General features: G+C 35.2%; 20 protein-coding genes, 1 other RNA gene and 1 pseudogene. 12 read left to right on the forward strand and 10 right to left on the reverse strand.

The features are described 5' to 3' along the window. Position 1 precedes the first annotated feature (1 nt). The 3 genes from LF20184_RS08965 to LF20184_RS08975 are packed head-to-tail and all read right to left on the reverse strand — an operon-like array spanning position 2 to position 3,258. Positions 2–1,060, reverse strand: coding sequence for a methionine ABC transporter ATP-binding protein (locus LF20184_RS08965; protein ID WP_010020378.1), 1,059 nt, complete (start codon positions 1,058–1,060; stop codon positions 2–4). Positions 1,061–1,067: 7 nt separating this feature from the next. Then, positions 1,068–2,402 (reverse strand): M20/M25/M40 family metallo-hydrolase, encoded by a 1,335-nt coding sequence (locus tag LF20184_RS08970; RefSeq protein ID WP_010020379.1) that lies wholly within the window; start codon positions 2,400–2,402, stop codon positions 1,068–1,070. A 31-nt stretch (positions 2,403–2,433) separates the two neighbouring features. Next, positions 2,434–3,258 carry a MetQ/NlpA family ABC transporter substrate-binding protein gene (locus tag LF20184_RS08975; protein WP_010020380.1) on the reverse strand — a complete coding sequence of 275 codons (825 nt, stop codon included), beginning with the start codon at positions 3,256–3,258 and terminating at the stop codon, positions 2,434–2,436. 728 nt (positions 3,259–3,986) lie between these two features. On the opposite strand from LF20184_RS08975, the gene LF20184_RS08980 reads away from it, so the two are divergent. From LF20184_RS08980 to LF20184_RS08995, 4 genes and pseudogenes are all read left to right on the forward strand, one after another. After that, positions 3,987–4,943, forward strand: a complete 957-nt coding sequence (locus LF20184_RS08980) for a LytTR family transcriptional regulator DNA-binding domain-containing protein (protein WP_010020381.1) — start codon at positions 3,987–3,989, stop codon at positions 4,941–4,943. A gap of 105 nt (positions 4,944–5,048) precedes the next feature. Further along, a pseudogene (locus tag LF20184_RS08985) lies at positions 5,049–5,895 on the forward strand (ABC transporter ATP-binding protein). After that, positions 5,892–6,614, forward strand: a complete 723-nt coding sequence (locus LF20184_RS08990) for an ABC transporter permease (RefSeq protein WP_010020386.1) — start codon at positions 5,892–5,894, stop codon at positions 6,612–6,614. Before LF20184_RS08985 ends, LF20184_RS08990 begins: the two are co-directional and overlap by 4 nt. A gap of 16 nt (positions 6,615–6,630) precedes the next feature. Beyond that, on the forward strand, positions 6,631–7,371 hold the full coding sequence (locus LF20184_RS08995; protein ID WP_010020387.1) for a hypothetical protein: 741 nt from the start codon (positions 6,631–6,633) through the stop codon (positions 7,369–7,371). A 142-nt stretch (positions 7,372–7,513) separates the two neighbouring features. Here the strand turns inward: LF20184_RS08995 and LF20184_RS09000 are convergent, their stop codons facing one another. Continuing rightward, the gene (locus LF20184_RS09000) at positions 7,514–8,194 is read right to left on the reverse strand and encodes a DPBB and LysM peptidoglycan-binding domain-containing protein (protein WP_010020388.1); all 681 of its coding nucleotides are present in this window, start codon (positions 8,192–8,194) and stop codon (positions 7,514–7,516) included. A gap of 207 nt (positions 8,195–8,401) precedes the next feature. On the opposite strand from LF20184_RS09000, the gene LF20184_RS09005 reads away from it, so the two are divergent. After that, on the forward strand, positions 8,402–9,001 hold the full coding sequence (locus tag LF20184_RS09005) for a YitT family protein (RefSeq protein ID WP_133278263.1): 600 nt from the start codon (positions 8,402–8,404) through the stop codon (positions 8,999–9,001). 48 nt (positions 9,002–9,049) lie between these two features. Here LF20184_RS09005 and LF20184_RS09010 read toward each other — a convergent pair whose 3' ends face one another. After that, positions 9,050–9,688, reverse strand: coding sequence for a DUF3862 domain-containing protein (locus tag LF20184_RS09010; protein ID WP_056945223.1), 639 nt, complete (start codon positions 9,686–9,688; stop codon positions 9,050–9,052). Positions 9,689–9,829: 141 nt separating this feature from the next. On the opposite strand from LF20184_RS09010, the gene ssrA reads away from it, so the two are divergent. Next, positions 9,830–10,194: a transfer-messenger RNA gene (ssrA, locus tag LF20184_RS09015) on the forward strand. 120 nt (positions 10,195–10,314) lie between these two features. On the opposite strand, the gene LF20184_RS09020 is transcribed toward ssrA, so the two are convergent. Further along, positions 10,315–11,487: an MFS transporter gene (locus LF20184_RS09020; protein ID WP_081454123.1), complete on the reverse strand. Its 1,173-nt coding sequence runs from the start codon at positions 11,485–11,487 to the stop codon at positions 10,315–10,317. A 200-nt stretch (positions 11,488–11,687) separates the two neighbouring features. Here LF20184_RS09020 and LF20184_RS09025 point away from each other — a divergent pair, with 200 nt between their 5' ends. After that, positions 11,688–12,560, forward strand: a complete 873-nt coding sequence (locus LF20184_RS09025; protein ID WP_056945222.1) for an SLAP domain-containing protein — start codon at positions 11,688–11,690, stop codon at positions 12,558–12,560. Positions 12,561–12,787: 227 nt separating this feature from the next. Here LF20184_RS09025 and LF20184_RS09030 read toward each other — a convergent pair whose 3' ends face one another. Next, complete coding sequence (locus LF20184_RS09030; protein WP_010020396.1) at positions 12,788–13,543, reverse strand: hypothetical protein; 756 nt, start codon at positions 13,541–13,543, stop codon at positions 12,788–12,790. Positions 13,544–13,726: 183 nt separating this feature from the next. Here LF20184_RS09030 and LF20184_RS09035 point away from each other — a divergent pair, with 183 nt between their 5' ends. After that, positions 13,727–16,153 (forward strand): isopeptide-forming domain-containing fimbrial protein, encoded by a 2,427-nt coding sequence (locus LF20184_RS09035; RefSeq protein ID WP_010020397.1) that lies wholly within the window; start codon positions 13,727–13,729, stop codon positions 16,151–16,153. 138 nt (positions 16,154–16,291) lie between these two features. On the opposite strand, the gene LF20184_RS09040 is transcribed toward LF20184_RS09035, so the two are convergent. After that, positions 16,292–16,930 carry a GNAT family N-acetyltransferase gene (locus LF20184_RS09040; protein ID WP_010020398.1) on the reverse strand — a complete coding sequence of 213 codons (639 nt, stop codon included), beginning with the start codon at positions 16,928–16,930 and terminating at the stop codon, positions 16,292–16,294. A gap of 258 nt (positions 16,931–17,188) precedes the next feature. Between LF20184_RS09040 and LF20184_RS09045 the strand changes: the two genes are divergently transcribed. Further along, complete coding sequence (locus LF20184_RS09045) at positions 17,189–18,373, forward strand: MFS transporter (RefSeq protein WP_099240619.1); 1,185 nt, start codon at positions 17,189–17,191, stop codon at positions 18,371–18,373. Positions 18,374–18,419: 46 nt separating this feature from the next. Here LF20184_RS09045 and gdhA read toward each other — a convergent pair whose 3' ends face one another. Both gdhA and LF20184_RS09055 read right to left on the reverse strand, forming a co-directional pair. Continuing rightward, positions 18,420–19,766 carry an NADP-specific glutamate dehydrogenase gene (gene gdhA / locus LF20184_RS09050; RefSeq protein ID WP_010020403.1) on the reverse strand — a complete coding sequence of 449 codons (1,347 nt, stop codon included), beginning with the start codon at positions 19,764–19,766 and terminating at the stop codon, positions 18,420–18,422. A gap of 82 nt (positions 19,767–19,848) precedes the next feature. Next, positions 19,849–20,268, reverse strand: a complete 420-nt coding sequence (locus tag LF20184_RS09055; protein WP_235699474.1) for a GNAT family N-acetyltransferase — start codon at positions 20,266–20,268, stop codon at positions 19,849–19,851. Positions 20,269–20,426: 158 nt separating this feature from the next. Here LF20184_RS09055 and LF20184_RS09060 point away from each other — a divergent pair, with 158 nt between their 5' ends. From LF20184_RS09060 to LF20184_RS09070, 3 genes are all read left to right on the forward strand, one after another. Beyond that, complete coding sequence (locus LF20184_RS09060) at positions 20,427–20,747, forward strand: DMT family transporter (protein ID WP_010020405.1); 321 nt, start codon at positions 20,427–20,429, stop codon at positions 20,745–20,747. A gap of 88 nt (positions 20,748–20,835) precedes the next feature. Further along, positions 20,836–21,087 (forward strand): hypothetical protein, encoded by a 252-nt coding sequence (locus LF20184_RS09065; protein WP_010020406.1) that lies wholly within the window; start codon positions 20,836–20,838, stop codon positions 21,085–21,087. A gap of 81 nt (positions 21,088–21,168) precedes the next feature. Continuing rightward, complete coding sequence (locus LF20184_RS09070; RefSeq protein ID WP_010020407.1) at positions 21,169–22,023, forward strand: glycerophosphodiester phosphodiesterase; 855 nt, start codon at positions 21,169–21,171, stop codon at positions 22,021–22,023. Positions 22,024–22,150 lie beyond the last annotated feature (127 nt).

A 22,150-nucleotide genomic window follows, 5' to 3' on the forward strand; every position in this document is an offset into this window, starting at 1 on the left:
ATTATTTGCCTTCTTTCTCTAAACTAATTTCTTTAACATTTACGTTCAAGCTATTCAAATACTTGATAGCTTCTTCAACCTTTTGATCTTCACCGGTTAAAGCAAAGAGCATGATACCAACAGTTGTATTTTGTAATCTTTCAATATTACTGAACAAAATATTAGCTTCGACTTCAAAACGTTTATAAAGTTCAACAACGATTGGTTCATTAGTAGAATCGCCAATGTAATTAAGTTCGATCAAGCGACCGGATAATTTATCAACAATGCCACTTTCTTTAATTTCATCAAGCACTGAACCGATATGAGTTGAAGTATTAACGAAGTCTTTAGTAAGCTTCTTCTTTGGTTCACCAAAAATCGTCAACAAGCTACCTTCTTCGATCAATTGACCGTTTTCCATGACGGCAACACGATTACAGATTTGTTTGATAGCATCCATTTCGTGAGTGATGATAACAATTGTGATACCTAGTTCCTTATTCAAACGACCTAGCAAATTCAAAATTTCGGTTGTCGTCTTTGGATCTAGGGCACTAGTTGCTTCATCAGAAATCAAGATCTCTGGATCTGAAGCTAAAGCACGGGCAATCGCAACACGTTGTTTTTGACCACCAGATAATTGTGATGGATAGTTGTGAGCACGGTCGCTCAAACCAACAATATCTAATAAGTGATCAATCTTCTTCTTACGTTCTGCTTTGCTCAATCCTGAATCTCTCAATGGAAAATCAACATTTCCATAAACTGTTAGAGAATTCATTAGATTAAAGTGTTGGAAAATCATTCCAATATTGCGACGTGCTTTACGTAAATCTTTTTGACTTAGTTTGAGCATATCTTGGTTGTTAACGATCACTGAGCCAGAAGTTGGTTGTTGCAATAAATTAATTACACGAACCAACGTACTTTTACCGGCACCAGAGTAACCAATAACACCAAAGACGTCACCTTTTTGAACGTCAATTGAAACATCTTTGACAGCTTCAATTGTTTTACCTTCATTGTGGAAAGTAACGTCAATATCTTTTAGCTGAATTATCCCATTTTGTTCTGCCATTTATTTACTACTCCCTTAATTTACCCAAGAATTGATTAAAGAAATCGATGAAATCTAAGTAATCTTGAATCCGAATATTTTCATTTGGTGCATGATTGCCAGCTTTTGAATAGCTAACTCCAGTTGAAACAATTGAAGCTTTTGTGTAGTGGTTGACTAGGTTCATTGGACCAGTACCAGGACTTGATGGCAAAGCTTCTATTTTGTCTTCTCCACCGAAGAAATCTTTTGCTGTATCAATCAACTTGTTAACGATTGGACTATCTAAATCCCAACGATAACCTTTTTCACCTAATAAGTACTTAACTTTAATATCGGTAAATCCTTGATCATTCAAATACTTGGTTAATTTATCGAATAAATCATGTGGATCTTGATTTGGTACTAAGCGAAACTCTAATTTGGCTGTAGCAGCTTTAGGAGTAACAGTTTTAACACCTTGTCCTTCCCAGCCACTGCTAATTCCTTCTATATTAATAGTAGGATTGAAAGTCAAATTATAATTTACTGACTTGTTCTTCAACAATGGAACTTGTAAATCCCATTTTGACTTCAAATCAGGATTAGTTGCTTTGTTAACTAAATCAATTTCCTTTTGAGTTGGTTCTACAACATCGTCATAGAAACCAGGAATCTTAATGTCTCCTTCTGGAGTTCTCAAAGCGTTCAAAGCTTGAGCTAATCTCCAAGTGGCGGAATCAACTACCGCAGCAAATGATGAATGAAGATCAATGTTTGCGGAAGTGGCTTCAAGTTCGAAGCAAAGGACACCTTTATTTCCACCAGTGAAATTAAATTGTTCTTTTTCGTTCTTGTAGCCTGATTCCCAAATTACCAAATCCGCCGATAACTTGTCGGAATACTTTTTCAAATAATCTTCCAAATGACGACTAGCAACTTCCTCTTGTCCTTCAACTAAGAATTTAATGTTGCAAGGTAGGTCGCCATGTTCTTGACGATAAATCTTCAAAGCTGTGATACGACTAATTAAGTCAGCCTTACAATCGGAAACTCCACGTCCGATGAATTTATCATCAGTTACTTTTAATTTGAAAGGATCTGAATTCCAAAGCTCAAGTGGTTCAGCTGGTTGTACATCATAGTGATTGTAAATCAGGATGGTAGTATCACTTGGCTTTTTAGGTTTGATTTCTGCAAAGACAACAGGGGATTCAAACTCATCCCAAACTGTAGCATCGGCTCCGAAATCTTGTAGTAGATTTTTGAGGAATTCGGCTGTCTCAGGGATAGATTGATTCTTTGCTGAAACAGATGGCAGTGCGATATATTTCTCTAAATCTTCAATCGAATTCTGAATTAATGGATCTGATAATTTTGACATTAGAAAACCTCCTCATATTTTTAACGTCTGATTATAGTTTTGCGTTCCAGGCTGGAATTTCGTTTCCGCCGTAAACTTTCTTGATAGCTTTTTCAACATCTTTTGTTTGGAAAGCTTTAACAACCTTCTTGTAAGTCTTGTTGTTCTTGTCTTTCTTTTGAGCAACGATGATATTGATCCAAGGAATTGAGTTCTTGTTGATTTTTTCTGTTACAACAGCTTTCTTAGGATTCAACTTAGCATCGTTAGCAACGTTACCATTAACGATTGAAGCAGTAACATCATCCATGACACGAGCTGTTTGAGCTGCATCAACAGTTGTAAACTTCAAGTTCAATTTGTTTTCTTTAATATCTTTTGTTGATGGCAATGTCTTGCTATCATCTAGTTTTAAAATACCGTTATATTCTAGTAATTGTAATGCACGAGCTTCATTTGAAGCATCATTTGGAATAGCAATCTTGTCGCCGTTTTTTAATTCGCTAAGCTTTGTGATCTTCTTTGAGTAAAGAGCCATTGGTTGAATAACTGTTTTACCAATTGAAACTAAATCTGTGTGGTGTGCTTTGTTCCATGAATTTAGAAAATCAGTATGTTGATAAGCGTTGATATCAACTTCGCCTTGGTTCAAAGCTGTATTAGGTTGATTGTAGTCACTGAAAGTCTTGATTTGAAGATCAATGCCTTCACTCTTAACGTTCTTCTTAACTACCTTCCAAATTTCTTCATCGGAAGGATTAATACCAACCTTAACTGTCTTGCCGCTGTTTTGATTACCACAACCAGCTAGTACAAAAATAAACAATGCTGTGAAGGCTAATAAGATAACCTTGCTAAACTTCTTAAATTTACTCATATTTCTCTCCCACCTTAACTAATACTTAATCAACTAAAAATATCTATAGAAACAAAAAAGCCACTTCTAACTAAACCCACTGGGTTCAATGTTAGAAGCGGCTTTCCGCGGTACCATTCTAATTCGGAATAAATTTACACTTATCCCCTTAACAACGTACAAAAGTTCTATACGCGTGTACTGTAAAGGGTACCAACCATTGCATCTTTATCCGAAGATTCAGCGCACCAATCACGGGTCATTTTCATTCAAGTCGTTGTCCTCATCTCAGCAATTAGAGGCTTTCTGTACTAACGAGTTTGAATTACTTCCCCCGATCAAATTGTTTAATAAATATCTCTTTGTTAATCGTTGGTTAGATAATACAATCTAATTTTTGAAATGTCAATCAATAAAAATAAGTTTTTTCAGTTAGTTTTCTAATTTTAGAATTTTATGCCAAACGTCATTTATAATATGAGATTGATTCAATTACTGTCATTTAAGGCTTTTATAGGTCGTGTGATGGCTATTCTTATGCTACTTGAAAGAATATTTTTTGGAAATAAAAAATATATTAATTCCATTTTCAAGAATATTTTACATTAGAGAAAATTAATATTTAATTAGAATCAAGTCTCGTGTCACGCTACTGTAAATCAATTGGATTTTGTAATCGAAATTAAGTTTTCAAAGGTATTCTTTGCTAAAATTGGAAGTAATAATAAATCGTAATTCTGGAGTAGAAAATGAGTTTAATTAGTTTTAAAGATGTTACTAAGCAAGTTGAAAATCAAAGTGTCTTCACCAATTTTTCACTAGACATAGCTGAGCATCAACAAATCGGTTTAAAATTAATGCATAGTGAAACCGATATGTTTTTTAGTTTATTGGAAGAAAAGACTCTTCCTAGCAGCGGTTCAATTCAAAATAATACTCAAAATATCTCAATTAAGCGTTATAACGATGGTATTTATCAAAAAATGACTGTAAAAAGCTATTTAGAGTTCTTCAATCACTTGACTAGTAATCGCCAAGACATTAAGCAACTCGCTCCTGACTTTTCCCTGGGCGATAATTTGACTATGAAGACAGACGCCTTAACAATCGATCAAATTGAGCGGTTGCATCTCTTTAGAATCTACCTAACTGCACCTGATCTGGTATTTTTAGAAAGTCCCCTACGTGATTTATCCAATGACGGCATCAAGTTTTACTTCAAAGCCCTCGAGGTCGTCCGCCAGAAGTCAACTGTGGTCGTTATCTCTTCCTTTATGGAAGAACTTTTACAACTGAGTTCAACTATTTATCAATCTGTCGATCACAAATTGGAGAAAGTTTCCTTAGAAACTGGTCAAGATTCACTCAAACCACAAAACATTTTCCGGCTCTCCAGTCACCTTGATGATAAAACAATTTTCTTCAGTCCCAACGAAATCGACTTCATCGAAAGCATCAACGGTGTTAGTAATTTCTCGGTAAACTCCGAATACTTCCCTTCTTCACTAACAATGGAAGAACTCGAAAAGAAGTTAGTTCACTTCGGCTTTTTCAGATGTCACCGATCATATTTGGTCAATCTCCAACGAATATCTGAATTGATCAGCTACTCCAAGAACAGTTACACCTTGATTTTAAAAAATAGTCAGGAGACTCTCCCCTTATCTCGTGCTAAATTAGATCAACTCAAGGACTTACTTCAATAACGTGGGTACAATTCAAACCATTATTTCCACCGTTCACTGATTTTTGCGTACTTATGCAATCTTTCTTTGTATTCTGTAATTGTAAAAAGCAAGGAGGAGTACAAAATGACCAACAACCCAATCATTGAAGTGAAACAACTTTATAAAAGTTTCGGCAATGAACCTGCATTGAACAATCTTGATTTTTCCGTTGAAAAAGGCGAAACTTTTGGATTTCTTGGCCCATCGGGAGCTGGGAAAACTACCACGATCAAGATTCTTACCGGACAACTCAATCAAGATTCAGGAAGCGCTACAGTTTTAGGCAGCAATTCTCAACATTTTAAGGAGAACATTTATAGGTGTCGTAACGCATGATAGTGGTTTATATGAAAATCTATTAGCCTACAATAACCTAGTCACCTTTGCGAGAATCTTTAATAGTGATAAAAAATCAATTGATCCTTTATTAAAACGTGTCGGCCTTTATAACGATAGAAACAAACTAGTTAAAAACTTCTCCCAAGGAATGAAACAACGCCTAATTTTAGCTCGAGCAATCCTCAATCGCCCGGAAATCCTTTTTCTTGATGAACCAACCAATGGAATTGATCCAGGAACGACTAAGGAAATCCACAAATTAATTTTTGAGCTAAGGGATTCTGGAACAACTATTTTCTTGACGACTCATAATATGACTGAAGCCACCAAATTGTGTGATCGAGTAGCGTTATTAAACGATGGTAAAATTGCAGAAATCGGTTCACCACAAGACTTGAGTTTGAAATACAATAAAAAAATTCAATTCAAAGTTCTTTTAAAAGATAACGAATCACTAAAGTTAAACGACTCTGAAGAAACCAGAGGAAAAATCAATTGGTGGCTGGAAAACGGTGAATTACAGACCATCCATTCTTGCGAACCAACTTTAGAAGACGTCTTTTTACAAGTTACGGGGAGGAAATTAAAATGAACATCTCATTGCGAAAAATAAATGCAATCTTTATCTTGAAATTACAACTATTTTTAGGAAACCTTTCCTTACTAATGATTCCGGCCATGGCAATTGGCTACGTGGTGATTTTTAAAAACTTTTTTCCTGCTAATACGGTTGCGTTTAAGGCACTGACGTTAAACATGGGTGTACTCTTGAATATAATTGTGGGTGGCATAATGTTTGGCGCTTATCCTATCGCCGAAGAAAAAGAACATCATACTTTAGGAGTCTTGATGACTTCTTCAATCAACGCAACTGAATATTTCATTGGAAGTTTACTCCCAGCACTGTTGATTTTGACCATAACCAATATCATTTTGGTACCGCTAAACGGCACTTCCTGGAACCAAGTGTCAATTATCAACTATTTGATTATCACAGTAATTTGTTCGATTATCAGTATTTTAATTGGCTTTACCTTGGGACTTTTTTCCAAAAATCAAACCAATGCCGGCGTCGTGAGTCTATTACCAGCGGTTATTTTTACACTAGTTCCTCTCTTTAAAGGTTTCTCAAATAAAATTTCACACACTTCTGACTTCCTGTATTCAGGAGTAATCCCTAGATTCGTTAATCAAAGCCTCTTCAAACACAACTACTCTTGGAGCCTATTCGAAGTCAGCGTTTTAATAGCTTGGTTCATTATTTTCTCAATTGTCTTATTTTATGCTTATAGATATAAACATTTTGACTAGTCAGGAGGAATTAATTATGTTGGTAGATGTAAGTAAAATTTTAAAGAATGATTCTGATCAGGATATCGCAAAACAATTGGGTATTTCAGCGACTGAAATTGAATTGATTAAAAATAAACAACTTTATCCATCACAGACTTTAACCAAAAAGATTATTCAGCTCGCAAAACAGCCAATAACTGTCACGCAACCAGCTTTAGAGAAGAATTTTCAATTTGGTCAAACCATCAAAATTAGACGGGTAATTATTTCCATCATCTTCATTATTTTTGTTAGTCTCTTGTTCACTGGTTTTGGTTATCAACCTTTCTGGGTATTTCTGTTAGTTGTTTTGATTAGTTTATTCGTAACTTTACCAAGTTGTTTCAACGATTATTGGTTAATCAACGAAAAAAATATCAAAGCGGTTAAATTTAATAACCTAGGAATAATCAAATTAGCACAATTATTACATTTAACACCCATGCCTCAAAGAGTGATTCCTTATTCAGAAATTGACCACATTAATATTTTTTATCATAAAAGAATTCGAACTAGTCCGTTTGACATCAATCCTGACGTCTTTCAACTGACGTGTACGTTAAAGAACAATCAAGAATTAACTATTAATGTCAATGCCAAACTAGAAGAGGAATTGATCGACCTGGTCGCCGAATTGAATTATCAAAACGTTGCGATTTATGATCAACAAAAAGTTATTTTGGCGCTGTCCAAAAAGCAGAATCTCTTTCAAAAATTTAATCCTAGTTTTCTATAAAAAAATCCCTTCATCTAGACTCACATCCAAAATGAAGGGATTTATTTTCATTCATTATTTTACATTAAAAAATCAGATTTTTACTAATAAAAAAATCCCCTAAATTAATAGGAGATTCTTTTTGCAATTGTCTGGTACATGCCTATGATAACACTTCAACAGAGGCTGTGGTTACACCATATGAAGGAATTGATGAACTTGGCATAGCGACATCCAATTGTTGTGAGTTACTGTTGGCAAATGTTCCTGTATCATTAACAGTTCTATAAAGTACTGTTCCGTCAGCTAAAGTAATCTTTAGTTGTGTTCCCTTAGGGAAAACGGATAAGTTAGCGGCAACACCACTATAACCCATGTTAGAACCTAGAACTGAAGGATCGTAGAAAGAAATCTTGAATGTTCCTTGTGAAGTACTAGTTGTTTGAGTTGTTGCTTGTGATGTTGTATCAGTAGCAGCTTGTGTAGTTGCAGTTTGTGATTGTGTTTGTTGTGAAGCATCAGTTGCTTGTGATGTTGTATCTGTTGTTGTATTTGTATTATTAGTTGTATCTGTAGTATCGGTTGTAGTTGTAGCACCAGGTAATGTAATTGTTTCACCTGGGAAGATTAAGTCAAATCCGCCAACTTCACGTCCGTTAGCTTGTTCTAGAGCAGAAATACTAATTCCATTAGCTTCTGCAATACTCTTATAAGTATCACCCTTTTCAACAGTCACTGTATTGTCACCGTTATTTACGGCAGCTTGAACAGTGTTAGAAGTTGAAGCAAGAATTCCTGATAAAGCCATTGCACTTACTAAAGCGATAGATAAAACTTTTTTCATATATTAATTACATCCTTATATTTTAGATTATTGAGCTCTCTCAATTACTATGGTGCTATACTAACAGGTTTATATTACATGACAACAACTGCAAAGTTACATTTTCAATCGTTTATGTAATTTAAGTAATCTTATTGAAACATTGATAAATAAAGGTAGTGAGTACTTTTATTGCTTCAAAAATATATTCATGGTATAGTTATTAGTATGAAGAATAAAAAACAAAGATTGTCCTCAAAACTACTAATAATGTTAGTTGCTTTGGAACTTATCGCAGTTAGTTTAAATATGTTCTTCGAGCCGCACAGTATAGCAGCCGGTGGAGCCACTGGAATTGCTATCTTGTTGCAAGCAGGATGGAAAATCCCAACATTCATCTCGGTTCTTGTCATAAATATTGTGATGTTAGTACTGGCTTACTTACATTTAGATCGTCAAACTACTATTAAATTAGCGCTGGGAAGTTTCTTGCTTCCATTAATGCTGTTTATTACACCAGTAATTAATTTAATACCAAATAACCGAGTTATTTCTATAATAGTAGGAAGTATCATTTTTGGAATTGGTTTAGCAATTCTTTACGCACTTAATATGTCTAGTGGTGGGACTACAGTTCCTCCAATGATTATTCATAAAAATTTTGGCATTGAAAAATACATCAGTTTATTCATTATCGATGCTCTAGTTTGTTTAGGAAATTTAGCTTTAGGTGATTTGATTTCATTTTCACTGGCCGTTATGTCAGTTGGAATCTCTAGTCTATCTATTAAAGGGTTCACTTTCTTCCGCAAACGAATTGCACAATAAAAGGCGCACATATCAAAGCAGAGTTTGTTTTGACATATGCACCTTTTTTTATTTGAGATTTTGTTGTTCGAGGCTGATCACTTTATCATTAGCTATTTCAATTTTGATTGTCGCATCATAAGTTGGATCTGCTTCAGATAAATCCGATTCGTATATCAACGTCTTGATGCCATTAGTATCAGAATAATCATCAGGATCTCCCAACACATTTAACACTCGATTATAATTGTCTCCATTTTGAAGTTTATTGTAATCTTTCTTAGTCAAAAGTTGTTTTCGATCAATGTCCAATCCTTGAATCGATTTGGCAGAGGCTTTACCCTTTTCAAAAGTTACTTGAATAACGATAGACTTACCATTATCCATTTTATTCCAGATCAAACTGGCCACTTGGCTAGTATCATCAATTTGTTGGATCGACGTTGGTTCGCCTAATAATTGGATAACTTCTTTTTTCGAATATCCTATTTTCCCTGTCTTCAATTCATTGTATTTATCAGATAAAGACAAGTCCGCAACAGTTTTTTTAGTTTTCTTTTGGCTAACTACAGTTGAATCAGCTTTTCCTTGATAGAAAGAAAAGTTGGCGATATAAGTAGTCGCTGACACTATGATAAAAATGGAGAGAATCATAATCCAGAACCAGTTTCTCTTATAGAAAGGTTTTCCTTCATTTTGTTCGTTCATTTTCTACCTCCGTTTTCAACCCGTATTCTACCAATATTTACAGAAAGTAGCACCTTTAATGCATTATTATTTTCATTGGAAAAACAAGCTTTATAGTTGCTAATTAATCAATAATTAGATATTATAGTGAGTGGACACCATGGGGGTGTTCTGGATTCGACATGTGTAGTAGCGTGCAGGCTGCACTTAGGGCCTTGCGTCCCTTTAAAACGCACAGTTTATTATAACTGCAAAAAATAATAATAACTACGCATTAGCTGCCTAAAAACAGTCTAAGCGTGATCCATTCTAATTTCGCCCAAGGGTTGGAAATGGGTCTCAAAAATATTGGGCTACGTTTAACTGTGCATCCTGAATAGTTAAAAAGAGATCATCGGGATAGTCATTGTGGTTAGCCGGGTCGTATGGCGTTCATGATGGCGAAACTTCAAATGATACGACTATGAGTGTAGAGGCTTGCATAGCATTATGCTTGGACAGGGGTTCAATTCCCCTCACCTCCATAATGAAGAAAACCAGCTATATCAAATGCTTAAATGCATTGATATAGCTGGTTTTTTGTTTTTCTTATTAATACCAAAATAGAATCTCGATGCTTTATTGGTAGTCATTTTGGTAGTCAACAATTAATCAACTAATTCCTTCCTATCCCAAACCAACTTCCTATAAGCCCGCCACAACACAAACAGCGACAAAACCAACATAATCATAGCCAATAAAAACATCGTATTATAAGAACTCTTTTCAATCAAAACTCCACCAAGAAATGGCCCAATTGCCTTAGGAAAATTCTCCGACATACTGACGATACTTTGATACAATCCTGACTCACTTTTCGGTGTAGTTTCACTTACTAAAGCTGCCACGGTTGGATAAACTAACATCTCGCCTAGAATCAAGAATACCATCCCGGCCGCATAGGACAAGTAATGTGTTGATCCAACTAAAGACCCCAGAGCAACGATAAACAACACGACACCTAAAGCAACTTGAATCTTTTTGAACCAGTCACGCTTTCCAGCAAAATGATTGAGCACTGGCAAAAAGACAATCACTATCAAAGAATTAATCGTCCACAAGAAACTATATTTACCGACTGGTACCCCAATATCAGTCAAATGTGTAGAAATATTACTGCCCCATTGAGAATTGACTATCCAAGTCAAATTCAGAAATAAAATAATCCAACCGATTCCTGGAGTTAATTTCCATTTGAACGAAACTTTCTTAGCAGGTTCTTTTTTACCAATTTTTGCAGGGTTATTGTATAGAAAATATGCCATGACTAAAAAGCCCAACACGCAAATAAAGTCGGCCACAAAGACCAAACTTATTTGAATTCCCACAATAACGCTACAGATGGCTGTTCCTATTAAGCTACCAATTTTACTGCCCATATAAATATTGTTGAAAACTTTATATCGGTCGACGCCGCCAATAAAAGCCGCTGAGGAGTTAATCACTGTATAAGTTCCGCCGATTCCAAAACCGAGCATCGATAAAAAGATTGGAAATGCTGGCCAATTGTGATTAATTATCACCCCCATTAAAGCTATCAAGGCAATTGAAGCATTGATCATGGCAGTTTTATGACCACCTAAACGGTCAAACATTTTTCCACCGATATAATTGCCAATAAAATTACATAAGGAATTAAAAAACAAGACAATTCCTGCCACAGCTAAAGATTTATGCAAATAATTGTGAATAAAGATTGTATTAATTGGCCACATGAAACTAGCCCCACATGACAGCATTATTGTCCCCAAAACTAATACTTTCGCGGTTATTTTTTTCATCGATAAATCCCCCCAAATACCTCTATCGTATGGTATTCAGCCCTCTTAGAATGTTTTGATTTTAGAACATTTACTGATAATTATAAAGCAACCAAAATTAATATTGTATCCACAATTATTTTAATATATAGGCTTGTAACAATTTTTTCGTAATATATAATCTAGTTGTGTACCAAAAAACACCAAAAGAGGAAAAAAACGTGAAAAAAAGAAACATTTTTATCACTTCAGCTTTAATTTTATTAGCACCAACTGTGCTTTCATTATCACAACAAGATTCTCAAGCTGCTACTAAACTAGTTGGACGTACAAACAGCATCACTTCTTTAGTCGATTCCACTGGTAAGGCTGTTCAAAATAGAGCTCTTGGCAAAGATACTGATTGGCAATTAGGTAAGATCATCAACATCAACGGCAACACTTACTATCAAGTTGCTACAGATGAATATGCCCTTTCAACTAATATTACCGTTATCAATTCTGATTCAACAAGCACCGACACTAACAACAACGCTAATACAGATACAAATACAGACACGACTACCGATAAAGATACTGATACAACAAAAATTGGTACTTTATCATACGCTGCCAAAGTAGTTGATCCAGACGGAAACGCTACTGGTCAAGTTCTTCCTGCTGGTTCTGCTTGGAAGCTCGGCATAACAAAGAACATTGATGGCAACGACTACTATCAAGTCGCATCTAATGCTTATGTAATTGCACTTGCTGTTAAAATCAACTCAAATGATACAAATAGTGACACAAATACAAACACTAACAACAATACCAACACAACGCCTACTATTCCAATGCCAAATAATGGTCTAGTTGCTACAATTAACGTTTCAACACGTATTTACAACTATGCTGACAATGCTTACGGTCAAACTCTTCCTGCCGGTTCTGCTTGGAAAGTTTCTAAGTTAGTCGTTAACAAGTATGGTTCATACTGGGGTGAAATTGCTACTGACCAATATGTTTGGTTAGGTGATGTTACAATTAATAGTGGTCTTAATCTAAAAGACAACTCAGAATACATTGCTGAATTTGCAACTAGTATCAACAAATAATCATTAAAGGAGACATTATGCCAGAACAAAATCCTTACTGTCATGCAGGTATGGTCTGTCATGATGGCTGTCGTTGCTCAAGAAGTGACGGTATCTGCCATTGTAAAATGCTAGATGACCAAAAATGTGCCTGTGACGGTTACTGTGGTGCTAAACCAAAAGATACAATCTAAAAAAAGCTCTTCGAGAAAAATTTTTTCCCGAAGAGTTTTTTTATTTCCAAAATTTTATTTAACAATCGTTAATTCATCCAAAGTTTTACCCTCTGGTGAGATCAATTTCAACCAACTGTTAGTTCCAGCAAAATACAAGAAGGTCCCCACTTCATTGACGCTACGCAAGTGAACATCTTTAGTCAAAACATTATCTTCAATTGAATCAGCATGTTCTTGACGCAATTGCATCCCAAATCTTCCCGCAAAACCAACGATTCCAGCTTTAGTCAGCGGCGCTTTATCCACTAAAATGGCACCCTTTTTGATAATCAGTTCATTACGACTGTTCCAATATACAGTAGCTTTACTGCCATTATAGTCAACGGAAAATGGTACTTCAGATAATCCCTTAACAAAACGATGACGTGCTTTAGTCTTCCTTTTTGGCTGTTCTTTCAAACCAAACATCTTCATCAGTGGCGCAATTTTATTCCAATAATTCTGATAAACCTTCAAAGATTCAGGTGAAATTGCCATCTTATATTCGACATTCATCATATATCCATAACTAGTCAATTCTTTAGTCAAAAAGTAAAAGAAGTCTACTGGAATAATATTTTCTGGCAAGATCAATTCCACAATCCCATCACAATCTTTGGCATTCATTAAACTTCCTAGATTTATACCGATAACTTCGTAATTTTTTATAACGATAAATATCGATTCATCATTCACTTGTTCTGGAATCTTTGAATAATAATTGACCGTTCCTAATTTTTCTAAGTTAAAGGTCACTCCCGTATCCGAAACACTGCCTGTAAAGTCCATTGATTTATTGTCCTCTCATCTAGTTAATAAATTCTAACATAATGTCACTTTTCATACTTCCACATCTCACTTAAAAAATTATATTATTTTGCTATTATAATCATAATTACAATCACTTTATTTATTCAAAAATTGTATAATAACCTTGATCGTTGCTACACATTATTTAATGGAGGGGACATAATGGGCAAGATACAAAGTATTTTTAAATATATATATATTATCTTTTTGGGATTATTCTTTATTCTGTTGACTACTTTGGTTAGGGTTAATGCAGCTGTTGATGGAAATAATGATGGTATTGACGATGGCGTTTCCCGTTGGTCAAAGGGTTCAGTTACGCGTTCTGATCCAATCAAACTAAATAGCAGCTTAAGCCTCGGGTATAGCTTTGGTTTAACTACTGACGCTAATAGTAATTACACACCCAACACTTCAGATAATACTATGGTCAAAGATTCTGAAACCAATGGCTCACTAAATATGTATTACTCCAAAATGAATATTTTCTTAGTAAGTCCCTCTAATAAGTATATTAGTTCCACCTTCCAAGGATTTGCCACCTCTAGCAATATTGCTTCTCGTAAACAAGGGGTATCAATGACTTCACCGGATTTTTTAATTACAAAACCTGGCGTTTACTCTAATGTCCTCTCAGACACTATGTCTGTTTTAGGGAATAAAATGACGGACAAGTCTTACTATTTTCATGAAGACAGTGATGGAAAGTACACTTATATGATTGCCGGGAATTTTAAACGTGACAATTATAATTTTGTCGTTGAACTATTGCTCCGCCCTTCTTCTACAAATAGAACTTTAGTTCAACGTGAGATGTACGTCCGAAACGTTTCTGGATCGACACAAGAATTTCAGGTCTTCTTTGGTGAAGATACTAAAATGGGGCTTGCTTCCAGTTCATACGCTGATGCGGTCCCAATCAAAGATCTTGGTAACAACCACGGTATCTTTATTGCCGCAGGAGATTATAAACTGTCCATCACTAATGAAACGGAAGACGGTTTCCAACATTATGTTGCTTTGAGTAGAAAAACAAATGCTCCAAATTGGGCTGATCGTTATGACAGCAATGGAAATGGTGATGAAAAGAGGAATTTGAATTATGGCGAAACTTTGCTAGATTCAACCGATTCTGCTTATTCATTGAGCTGGGATAAGACAACTTTGGCAAATAATCAAGTCGCTCATTTTTCTTCCACTATTGGTGAAACACAATCTCCATACTCGTTAATGCACGCCAACAAAACCTACAAAAACGAAACTAATAATACTGGCAAAAACAATATCAATGACAAACTGAAATTTACCTTAAACATTACAAACAACGGTTACAACGCTAACTGGAATTATCGACAATTAGTGGACAAAATCCCTGAAGGATTACAAATTGATCCCAACTCAATCAAAAAGTCCTTTAACAACGGTACAGAAGTTTCTATAAATCCGAGTGACTACGATGCTTCTACTAGAACTCTAACCGTCCCCATTGCTCAATCTTTAACTGATAATCAAACGGAAAAAGTTACCTTTGAAGCAAATATAACTACCGATGCGATTTCACACCTTGATTCCAGTGGTAACCTAAAAAACACCGGTCAATTCTTTGGTACTGATCAAAAAGTTACCGGATCAACGGAGGAAACAATTGATGCCTCAGTAAATATCCCTGTGGAAAAACCATCTTTTTCCTCGACATTTACCAAACAATTAAAAAATGAATCAACTGACTCAGAATTTAAGGACAGTACTGAAGGTAAAAAAGGTGATGTTATCGATTATTTAATCTCTTATAAGGTAGACTCTGGAAGTAAAGATTACTTACAATCTGGGGCAACTATTACCGACGAAATCCCCGCAGGATTAGAAGTCGATGAATCCAGTGTCTATGTCAAGGGACCAAAAGATACTAACTATTACTATCAAGGCACTCACTACCACGAAGGAAAATTGATCAGCACTGGAATGAATGCTATTGAACAAGGTGAATCCGTTTTAATTAAGTTCTCCGCCACAGTTACAGCCAATTCAGTTGGTTTGATTACCAATACCGCTAATATTACCGGAGGAACTACTTCTGGCGGACAAGCTACCGGTGAAATGGTTTCAAATGGAGCTGATTTAAATATTAAAAATATAAATGGTTTTATTCAGGTTCCTTCATTGATCAATTTTGGAGCGGTAAACTTAGCTGGACAGCAAGAAAACCTAACGAATACTAGTACTAACGGAGAGCTAATTGTCTCCCATCCCGATGACAATCCATTTAATGTTTACGTTTCATACGACAATTCCAAAGATGGTCTCCAAAATAGTAATGGAAATAAATTATCAAGTGATGGAGCTGGATTATTATTTATCAAGCAAAAAAACAATTCTTCAACAAATAATGGTACTTGGCACCCACTTTCTAGTGAAGCAACACCAATAAGAACCGCCTCCTTCCAAAATACTAATCAGGAAGAAAATTTGAATTTTACCGATTACATTGGCGTTGGCGATTGGCAGTTGAAACTAGCACCTGATACAGTCCCTGGAGCCTATAATGGTAAATTAACTTGGACTATGGTCGATGACATAACTACTAGCTAATTAAGATTTGTTAAAATAAATTAAGTTTCCTTAAGAATAAGAACACTTTTTGGGCAATTTGGTATTCTTAACTCGTAGGAAGAATTAGTTGTTTTTATAAAAAAAAGCCGTTCACAGTGTGTGAGCGGCTTTTTTATTTTAGATTGTTTTAGCTAAAACCCAATCCTTAACATCCCCATGACTCAAATTAACTTTCTTAACTGAGCGAACGGAGAAATTATTCTTCTTATAAAACTTAACGTTCTTTTGTGTATTCGTTTCTAAAATGATATTTCTGTAACCAATTTTTTTCACGTAAGGGCTAATGTGATTATTGAGCATCTTACTACCGATACCTTGACCACGTAACTTCTTATCAACGGCCAAATATTCAACCGCACATTTTTTCTTACCCTTTACTTTGTCGAAAAGATCTTCGAATTTAAAGATATCGAATGCATTGAAACCATTGAATCCATTCTTGATAATTTCTGGCAATAATTTTAGACCATCCATTGATAGATAATCCCAATTGCTGATCTGCTTACCTTGATTAAATTCAATTAGAGCAACCGCTCTAGGCTTTCCCTTTCCGTCAGCTCCAACATAAACCAAACCTTTTTTCATGAATACATTAACTTCAAGCTCAAAGTACTTTCTCAACAACTTATCAAACTTAGCGCTAGAACGAAATTCTTGTTGGAACATGTTCTTAGTTGTTATGTATTCTTTAAATGAATCTACTAGTAAATTTATTATCTGAGGCTTATCACTGTTTAAGCCGCTCCGAAAATCCAAAAATATGACCTCCTTATTAAGTCATACATTCATCATAAGCACTTCTATACCAATTGTCCACTAATACAAATTATTTTTGTGCCAAACGTCATTTTCGTAATATATTTTTAACAATAAATTTAACTTAAAGTATTAGACAATAATATAGAATGATAGTATGATTTTCAGTAAAGTGAGATTCTTGTTCAAAGCCGATAGCTAAGGCCTTCTTAGTATATCGGTTTTCTTATGCTCAAAAAGTTTATTATAGGGAGGGAAATTATGGGGAAGAACAAAAAATCAATCTACATTTTAGTATTCAGTAACTTTCTAATCTGTTTAGGAATCGGATTAGTCATACCGGTTACACCTTTCATCAAAACTCAGTATCACTTTACGACTTCACAAATGGGGGTCATGACGTCTCTATTCGCCTTTGCCCAATTTGTCGCTTCACCAATCGTTGGTAAAATGTCTGATAAATTAGGCCGAAAACCAGTTATTGTCTTTGGATTATTCACTTATATGATTTCAGAATTTATCTTTGCGATAGCGACGACCTTACCAATTTTTAATATTTCTCGTATTATCGGTGGATTATCTGCTGCCATGGTTATCCCTACTTCAATGGCTTTAGGATCTGATCTAACAACCTTAAAAGACCGTGCTAAAGTTATCGGTTGGTTATCAGCCGCCTTCAGTGGTGGGTTGATTTTGGGCCCTGGACTAGGAGGAATCTTAGCTGGTATTACTTATAAGACACCATTTTGGGTCGCTGGTATATTGAGTATCACTAGTGCTATCTTTACTCACATCTTCTTAAAAGAAGACAAAGCAGTTCTTGAACGTGAAGAACTTGAAGCTGAAAAGAAAGCTCAAGAAAAAGGTTCTATTCGAGCAATCTTAACTTTGCCAATGGTTATGTTGTTCGGTATGATTTTAGTTTCATCTTTTGGATTACAAGGATTCGAAAGTATTTACAGTATTTACGTTAACCAAGTCTTCGATTTTGGCTTGGGGACAATTGCTTTAGTTTTAACTTTAAACGGGATTATCTCTTTAATTTTGCAAGTTGCTGCATTCAACTGGATTATCAACAAAATCGGTGAAATGCGCCTGATCAGCATTGCCTTTTTGTTGAGTGCTATCTGTGTTTTCTGGATAACTCAAGCACACACTCATGTCGAAGTTATCGTTGCTACTTTGATTATCTTCTCTTCATTTGACTTGTTAAGACCAGCTATCACGACTCTGTTAACCAAATCAAGCCGCTCTAATCAAGGTTTGATCAATGGTATGAATATGTCGTTGACTAGTGTTGGTAACGTCATTGGACCTTTGATGTCTGGAGCTTTGATGGATTGGAATACGCATTATCCATATTTAGTCGTTACTTTCATCTTAGCAGCATCTTATCTTTTGACTTTCATCGTTAGAAAACATCCAATCGTACCAGCTGAATAAAAAAGAACTAGACTACATTTAATTGTAATCTAGTTCTTTTTTGATTCTAAACTAATCCTTGAGCTAACATGGCTTTAGCGACTTTTTCAAAACCGGCAATATTTGCACCAGCTTGATAATCTTGATTCAATCCATATTCAGCATCGGCATCAGCAATCTTTTGATAAATATCTTCCATGATATCTTTCAATTGCTTATCAACATCATCGAATGTCCATGACAAGCGCTCACTGTTTTGACTCATTTCTAAGGCTGAAACAGCAACCCCACCAGCATTAGCGGCTTTAGCAGGCCCATAGATGATATCATTTTGCTTGTAGACGGCAATGGCATCAGTATTACTTGGCATATTAGCACCTTCAGCAATGTACTTGGCTCCATCTTTAACCATCAATTTAGCTTGATCTTCGTTAATTTCATTTTGTGTGGCACATGGCAAAGCAATGTCGTAATCAATATCAAAATCCCATACGGAACCTTCATGATATTCAGCAGTTGAAATCTTGTCAGCATATTCTTTGATACGTCCACGTTCAACTTCTTTGATTTGTTTAACAGTATCAAGATCAATTCCATTTGGATCATAAACGTAACCATTTGAATCAGAAACAGTTACTACTTTGGCACCATTTTCTTGAGCTTTTTGTAATGCATAGATAGCAACATTTCCGGCACCAGAAATCTTAACTGTCTTACCTTTCAAAGTATCCTTTTGGTCTTTGATCAGGGCATTCAAGAAGTAAATCAAACCAAATCCAGTAGCTTCAGTTCTAGCGAGTGAACCACCGTATTGCAATCCTTTACCAGTTAGAATTCCACCTTGGAAGCCATTCAAACGTTTGTATTGGCCGAACAAGTAACCAATTTCACGACCACCAACACCGATATCGCCGGCAGGAACATCCAAATCTGGTCCAATGAATTTTTGCAATTCGGTCATGAAACTTTGACAAAAGCGCATGATTTCGGAATCTGATTTACCTTTAGGATTAAAATCAGAACCACCTTTACCACCACCGATTGGTAGTCCAGTCAAACTGTTCTTTAGGATTTGTTCAAAACCTAAGAATTTGATGATACTCAAGTTTACACTAGGGTGTAATCTCAAACCACCTTTGTAAGGTCCAATGGCAGAATTGAATTGAACACGAAAGCCACGATTAATATGGAAGTTTCCTTCATCATCTTGCCAAGGAACTCTGAATTGAATCGCACGTTCTGGTTCAACTAAGGAACCTAAAATATTGTTCTTAACGTATTCAGGATGCTTTTTTAAAACTGGTTTTAACGTATCCAAAACAGTAAAAGCTGCTTCTTGAAATTCTGGTTGATTAGGGTCTCTTTTAATAATAGAATCCTTTAGATCTTTAATATATGTTTCGACATCTGCCATGTAAAATACCACCTTTTTAGTTAATTAAACTACTGTTATTATAGCTCAATATTAAAATAATTGACTTTAAATTAGAAATAAATTAACCATAATTCACTTTTTTCCAAACTAACCGTGATTCTTTTTCACCAGTTTCTCTTTCGATCGACTGAGTAGAAACTTCAAAACCATTTTTTTCATAAAATTGCTTAGCACGAATATTTTTATCATAAACATCTAACGACAATTCTTGATGATTCTTCTTTAAAAAATTTATCAGCTTCTTTCCAATACCTTGATTACGATAACTTTTCTCTACAAAAATCCCAGCTATATAATCACTTTGAAGACCAACAAAACCTTTAATTTCCAATTCAGCATCGACATAAATTTCAGCCGTTTTGAATTGTTCTTTAACCATTGGATAATTATCAAGCCAGAAATTCTTATCAATAAAATCATGTGCTTCCAAATTGCTATCAAGCCAAATCTGACTGACTTTTTCCAATTCCAAATCTTTCATTTTTCGAATCATACTTGCCAACCTTTTTTCTATTTGCTAAAATATCTCCTTGAAGTTAATAAACACCGCCGGGTGTCACTTAATCAAGTATTCTTAATAATTCCATTAGGCCAAAGAAGGAATTATTAGGGATACTTATTTTTTTTGGAGGAAATATTATGCATTGGATCTATTTAATCATCGCCGGACTTTTTGAGGTTGTCTGGGCAACCACTATGAAATTGAGTCACGGTTTTACTAAAATCAGTTTTACTATTTATACAATTATCGGCTTAGCTTTGAGTATGTTCTTCCTATCAATTGCTATTAAAAAAATGCCGATGAGTTTGGCCTACCCTATCTGGACCGGAATTGGAGCCGTCGGTTCAATCATTGCTGGAGTAATAATCTTTGGCGATAAAATGTCTCCATTAACTTGGGTCTTTGTAGCCTTATTACTAATTAGTATCATTGGTATCAAAATCACTTCTGGAAGTTAAATTCCAATAAACATTGTAACAAATTAATCGATTGTAATGACAGCGTTTTCTATTCGGAGTATGATTTAAGTAAAAAAGGATGACAATTATGCAAATACCCGAAGAATTTTATCAAGAAATGCAAAAACGTAATGAAAAAGAATTAGAAATTATTAGTAAAAATCCATGGTTAATTCCCGCAACTGTAGCTTGGATGGCAATTCCTGCTGCTATTTGCATTCGTGGTTTCTGGAAGAATCGTCAGTTAAAAAATCAACTAAAAATCGAACGAGAAAAGACGAAGCGTGCTACTTTAAGACTATCTGAACCTAAGAAAATTCGCCCCTTTCATAATTGCTAAATGATTGTGTCATCGTATTTATTGCGGTGGCACTTTTTTTACAATTAAACTATGATAGGAATATATTATTTGGGGGATATCATGAAAAAGAAACTAACCATTATTTTATTTACTTTGTTACTAGCTCTAGGCATGCCATTAAACGTCCAAGCGGCAGCAGCTCCAAAAGCTAAAAACCTGACTTCAGTTACACGAAGTGTCAATCATGCTTCACCAGATACGCCATTGATTTTTTCTCATCGTGGCAGTCCTTACAATTATCCTGATCACTCTTTCAAGGGTTATAATCGCGCTATCAAAGATGGTACTCAATATATCGAACAAGACGTTTGGTTGAGCAAAGATGGCAAACTATTCGTCTCCCACGACGATAATCTCAAACAATCTACTGGCAAAAATGTCACGATTTCAACTTCAGATGCTAGTCAAATTAGCCAAGTTAAATTGCACAACGGTGAAAAGATTCATCAACTAAAAGATGTCTTCAAACGTTACGGCAAAAAAGTTCACTACATAATTGAAACTAAAAAAAATGCCGGCGACAATACCGACACAGAAAAAGCTCTCGTCAAAGAGCTTAAAAAATATAAAATGACCAAAAATGTGATTTTCCAGGATGAAAGTTTACCTGGTATCCAAGAGCTACACCAATCACTAAAAAAAGTTCCTACCCTTTGGCTATTAAGTTCTGCTACTGAACGCCAATATAAGGAACAAATCGAGAATGCTCCTCGCTATATCAAATTCATCTCAATGAAATTAGATCAATGGACACCAAAATTAGTTAAACTGTCACATAAGAATGGTTTCAAAACTAATGGTTGGATCTTGAATACTTACAATGACAATTACGAAGCTTTAAATACACTTAAGCTAGACAGCGTCTTTACTAACAACACCAAAGAAACAGCTCACTTAATCAACCGCTGGAAATGAAAACAACAAACTATCTAGTAGTCCATCTGAAGAAGCCCCTGTTTGAGGGAGCTTCTTCTTTTTTATTATTAGGATCTGTAATTTCAGAATTATCAAAAAATCTCATCGATAGATATAATTCTTGATA

This window comes from Companilactobacillus farciminis KCTC 3681 = DSM 20184 (genome assembly GCF_002706745.1).
GTDB classification, from domain to species: Bacteria; Bacillota; Bacilli; order Lactobacillales; family Lactobacillaceae; genus Companilactobacillus; species Companilactobacillus farciminis.